4 protein-coding genes are annotated in these 4,535 nt (G+C 74.3%); 2 read left to right on the top strand and 2 right to left on the bottom strand.

The features are described 5' to 3' along the window. The coding region (locus KS423_RS39215) for a LysR family substrate-binding domain-containing protein (protein WP_224284507.1) at positions 1-679 on the top strand (679 nt) is incomplete at its 5' end. On the opposite strand, the gene KS423_RS39210 is transcribed toward KS423_RS39215, so the two are convergent. Together KS423_RS39210 and KS423_RS39205 are read right to left on the bottom strand one after the other, a co-directional pair. Beyond that, positions 676-1,575 (bottom strand): aminoglycoside phosphotransferase family protein, encoded by a 900-nt coding sequence (locus tag KS423_RS39210; RefSeq protein WP_224284506.1) that lies wholly within the window; start codon positions 1,573-1,575, stop codon positions 676-678. The two genes, KS423_RS39215 and KS423_RS39210, sit on opposite strands and share 4 nt — an antisense overlap. A 110-nt stretch (positions 1,576-1,685) precedes the next feature. Continuing rightward, on the bottom strand, positions 1,686-2,078 hold the full coding sequence (locus KS423_RS39205) for a PPOX class F420-dependent oxidoreductase (protein WP_224284505.1): 393 nt from the start codon (positions 2,076-2,078) through the stop codon (positions 1,686-1,688). A 146-nt stretch (positions 2,079-2,224) separates the two neighbouring features. Here KS423_RS39205 and KS423_RS39200 point away from each other — a divergent pair. After that, positions 2,225-4,535 (top strand): Tex family protein (locus tag KS423_RS39200; RefSeq protein ID WP_224284504.1); only part of this gene is annotated, 2,311 nt, incomplete at its 3' end.

Here is a 4,535-nt window from a genome sequence, read left to right as displayed (position 1 = left end):
GACCGGCCTCGCGGACGCGCTGGCCGCCGCCCGCGCGGTCGGCAGCGGCGAGGCCGGCCGGCTGCGGATCGGGTTCTCCGCCTCGCTCGCCCTGAGCGTCCTGCCCGGTCTGCTGAGCACCTTCCGGCAGCGCCACCCCGCCGTGCTGCTGGACGTGCGCGAGATGACCAGCGCCCCGCAGCTCGCCGCGCTGCACGAGCGGACCATCGACGTCGGCCTGCTGCGCGAGCCTCCCGCGGGCGAGCCCGAGCTCGGCTTCCGTACCGTCCTGCGCGAGCCGTTCGTCGCCGTGCTGCCCGCCGACCACCCACTGGCCGCCCAGCGGACCGTGCGGGTCGGGCAGTTGGCCGACGAGCCGTTCGTGCTGCTGCCCCGGGAGGACGGCCCGCCGCTGTACGACCGGATCACCGGCCTCTGCACCGAGGCGGGCTTCACCCCGAGGATCGGCCAGCACGCGGTGGAGTGGCAGACGGTGTGCGCGCTGGTCGGCGCGGGCCTGGGCGTCTCGCTGGCCCCGGCGAGCATCCGGCGCATCCGGCTGCGGGGCGTCGCCTTCCGCCGCATCACGCCCGGCGCCGCCCGTACCCTGGTCGCCGTCGCCTGGCGGAAGGACGACCCCGGCCCGCTGGTGCGCCACCTGCTCGCGGCCGTCGGCGAAGAGCCGGCCGGGGATCGCTAGACGCTGCGGTCGGCGAGCACCTCGCGGACGACGTGGCGGGCGTTGGCGGTCAGCGCCTGGTCGGTGTGGCGGTAGTACGGGATCGTCACCAGCGCGATGGAGAAGGCCCAGGCGCGGCCGCGGGCCCACATGGCCTCGTCCGCGTGCAGGGCGGCGCGGAAGGCCGGGCGGGCGGTGGCGGGCAGCAGGTTCCAGGCGGCGATCAGGTCGGCGGTCGGGTCACCGACGCCCATCAGGGCGAAGTCGATGACGGCGGAGAGCCGGCCGGTGCGGGCGAGCAGCAGGTTTCCGGGGGTGAGGTCGCCGTGCATCCAGACCGGCGGGCCGGCGTACTCGGGCAGCCGAAGCGCCTTGTCCCACAGCGCGGTCGCCGCCGCCGCGTCGATCGATCCGGAGAGCTGGGCGATGGCCGTGCGGGTGGCGCCGTCCCGGGAGACGAGCGGGATGCTGCGCTGGGAGACCGGGGCGCCGGCCGGGTCGACGGTGCGCAGGGCGTTGACGAAGCCGGCCAGGTCGCGGGCCACGGCCTCGGGCGCGGCCAGTGAGCCGACCGTCGGGTTGGCGCCGTCCAGCCAGTGCAGCACCGACCACTCCCACGGGTAGCCGGCAGCAGGCCGGCCGACCGCGAGCGGCGCCGGAACCGGCAGCGGCAGCCGCGGTGCCAGCCGGGACAGCCACTGCTGTTCGCGCCGCAGGCCCCCGGCGGCCCACTCCACCAGGGGCAGCCGGACGGCGAGTTCGGTCCCGAGGCGGAACATCGCGTTGTCCGCCCCGGGGGCGCAGACGGGGGTGACCGGCAGGCGCTCCCACTGGGGGAACTGGGCGGAGATCAACCGCCGCACCAGGGCCGCGTCGACCACCGGCCCGTCGGGGTGCATCCGGGTGGCAGCGCACATGCCCGGCAGCGTACAGCGCCGGTCGTTGCGGTTCAGCCGGATTCCCGAACTGCGCACGTTCCGAAGGCCGATCGAAGGGGGGCCGATCGAAAGCGGTCGCGCGAGGACGGTCAGCCGACGGTGACCCGCACCCCGATGGTGCCGTCCTTGCCGAAGCGCAGCACGTTGGCGGTCAGCGCCACCGCGCACAGCACGCCGTACTTGCGCCGCAGCAGCTTCCGGTAGGCGGGCGCCCGGACCGGGTCCAGCACCGCGGAGGCCGGCACCTGCGCGCCGAGCAGGTTCCCGCGGATGTCGCTCGGCCCGACCAGCACGTCCGAACGGTTGCGCAGGCGCTTGACCTTGCCCGTCTTCGTCACGGTGGTGAAGACCAGCGCGTCACCGTCGCGTGCGACCCAGACCGGGGTGGCGACCGGAGTGCCGTCCTTCCGGTACGTGGTGAACAGCAGGTACTTGGCGGCAGCGAGCCGCTCCGTCTCGGCGGCGGCATCCAGGGTGTCCATGCCCGCCAGCCTAGGAAGCCGCAACTGAGCCCCGCTCAAGCCTCGGTGTAGCCCCCGAGGGGGCGCGCCACGCCCGGCCGCCCCGGGTGCGGCCGGGCGTCGTCGTCGGCACCTGCCAGAATGCAGGGCGTACGGCGCAAGCACTGATGGAGAAGGTGACCGGCTTCGTGACCACGCCAGTCGAACAGGGGGCCCGACGGGCCCAGCAGGCGATCGAGCGGAAGATCGCCGAGGAACTGGGCGTCCGCGAGGGGCAGGTGAAGGCGGCCGTCGACCTGCTCGACGGCGGCGCGACCGTCCCCTTCGTGGCCCGCTACCGCAAGGAGGTCACCGGCTCCCTCGACGACGCCCAGCTGCGCACCCTGGAGGAGCGGCTGCGCTACCTGCGCGAGCTGGAGGAGCGCCGGGCGGCCGTCCTGGAGTCGATCGAGGCCCAGGGCAAGCTGGACGACGCGCTGCGCGCCCAGGTGCTCGCCGCCGACTCCAAGGCCCGCCTGGAGGACATCTACCTGCCGTTCAAGCCGAAGCGGCGCACCAAGGCGCAGATCGCCCGCGAGGCCGGCCTGGAGCCGCTGGCCGACTCCCTGCTCGCCGACCCGGGCCAGGACCCGGCCGCGCTGGCCGCGCAGTTCCTGAACGAGTCGGTCGCGGACGGCCCCGCCGCGCTGGAGGGCGCCCGGGCGATCCTGGTCGAGCGCTTCGGCGAGGACGCCGATCTGGTCGGCTCGCTGCGCGAGCGGATGTGGACCCGCGGCCGGCTGGTCGCCAGGGTCCGCGACGGCAAGGAGGGCGACGGCGCCAAGTTCGCCGACTACTTCGACTTCGCCGAGCCGTACACCAAGCTCCCCTCGCACCGCATCCTGGCGATGCTGCGCGGCGAGAAGGAGGAGGTGCTCGACCTCGACCTCTCCCCGTACGACGGCGGGTCCGAGGGCGACCTGCCCGGCGAGAACGACTACGAGCAGCGGATCGCCGCCCGCTTCGGCATCGCCGACCGCGGCCGCCCGGCCGACAAGTGGCTCGGCGACACCGTCCGCTGGGCCTGGCGCACCCGCATCCTGGTCCGCCTCGGCATCGACCTGCGCGCCCGGCTGCGCGCCGAGGCCGAGGACGAGGCGGTGCGGGTCTTCGCCGCCAACCTGCGTGACCTGCTGCTCGCCGCCCCGGCCGGCACCCGCGCCACCATGGGTCTGGACCCGGGCTTCCGCACCGGGGTGAAGGTCGCCGTGGTGGACGCCACCGGCAAGGTCGTCGCGTACGACACGATCTACCCGCACCAGCCCGCCAACAAGTGGGACGCGGCCCTGCACACCCTGGCCGCGCTGGCCAAGAAGCACGACGTCGACCTGGTCGCGATCGGCAACGGCACCGCCTCCCGGGAGACCGACAAGCTCGCCGAGGACCTGCTCAAGCGCCACCCCGAGCTGAAGCTCACCAAGGCGATGGTCAGCGAGGCCGGCGCCTCGGTCTACTCGGCCTCCGCGTTCGCCTCGCAGGAACTGCCGGACCTGGACGTGTCGATCCGTGGCGCGGTCTCGATCGCCCGCCGGCTCCAGGACCCGCTGGCCGAGCTCGTCAAGATCGACCCCAAGTCGATCGGCGTCGGCCAGTACCAGCACGACCTGAGCGAGGTGAAGCTCTCCCGCTCGCTGGACGCCGTGGTCGAGGACTGCGTCAACGCCGTCGGCGTGGACGTCAACACCGCCTCGGCGCCGCTGCTCACCCGGGTCTCCGGGATCACCGGCACGCTGGCCGACAACATCGTGGCGCACCGCGACGCCAACGGCCCGTTCCGCACCCGCAAGCAGCTCAAGGACGTCTCCCGGCTCGGCCCCAAGGCCTTCGAGCAGTGCGCCGGCTTCCTGCGCATCCCCGGCGGCGACGACCCGCTGGACGCCTCCAGCGTGCACCCCGAGGCCTACCCGGTGGTGCGCCGGATCCTGGCCGCGACCGGTGGGGAGCTGCGCGAGCTGATCGGCAACGGCGAGCGGCTGCGGGCGCTGCGCCCGGCGGAGTTCGCCGACGACACCTTCGGCGTCCCGACCGTCACCGACATCCTCGGCGAGCTGGACAAGCCGGGCCGCGACCCGCGCCCGGCCTTCCGTACCGCGACCTTCAAGGAGGGCGTCGACAAGATCGGTGACCTGGAGGCCGGCATGGTGCTGGAGGGCGTGGTCACCAATGTGGCCGCCTTCGGCGCCTTCGTGGACGTGGGCGTCCACCAGGACGGGCTGGTGCACGTCTCGGCGCTGTCGAGGAACTTCGTCAAGGACCCGCGCGAGGTGGTCAAGCCCGGCGACATCGTCAAGGTCCGGGTGGTCTCGGTGGACGTGCCGCGCAAGCGGATCGGGCTCACCCTGCGGCTGGACGACGAGGTGGGGAGCGAGCGCGGCGACCGGCAGGCCCGCCCGCCGCGCCAGGAGCGGCGCGGCGGGGGCCAGGGCGGCCAGGGCGGCC

This window comes from Streptomyces sp. LS1784 (assembly GCF_020103755.1).
Taxonomy (GTDB): domain Bacteria; phylum Actinomycetota; class Actinomycetes; order Streptomycetales; family Streptomycetaceae; genus Kitasatospora.
This window is presented reverse-complemented; position numbering and strand designations above follow the sequence as displayed.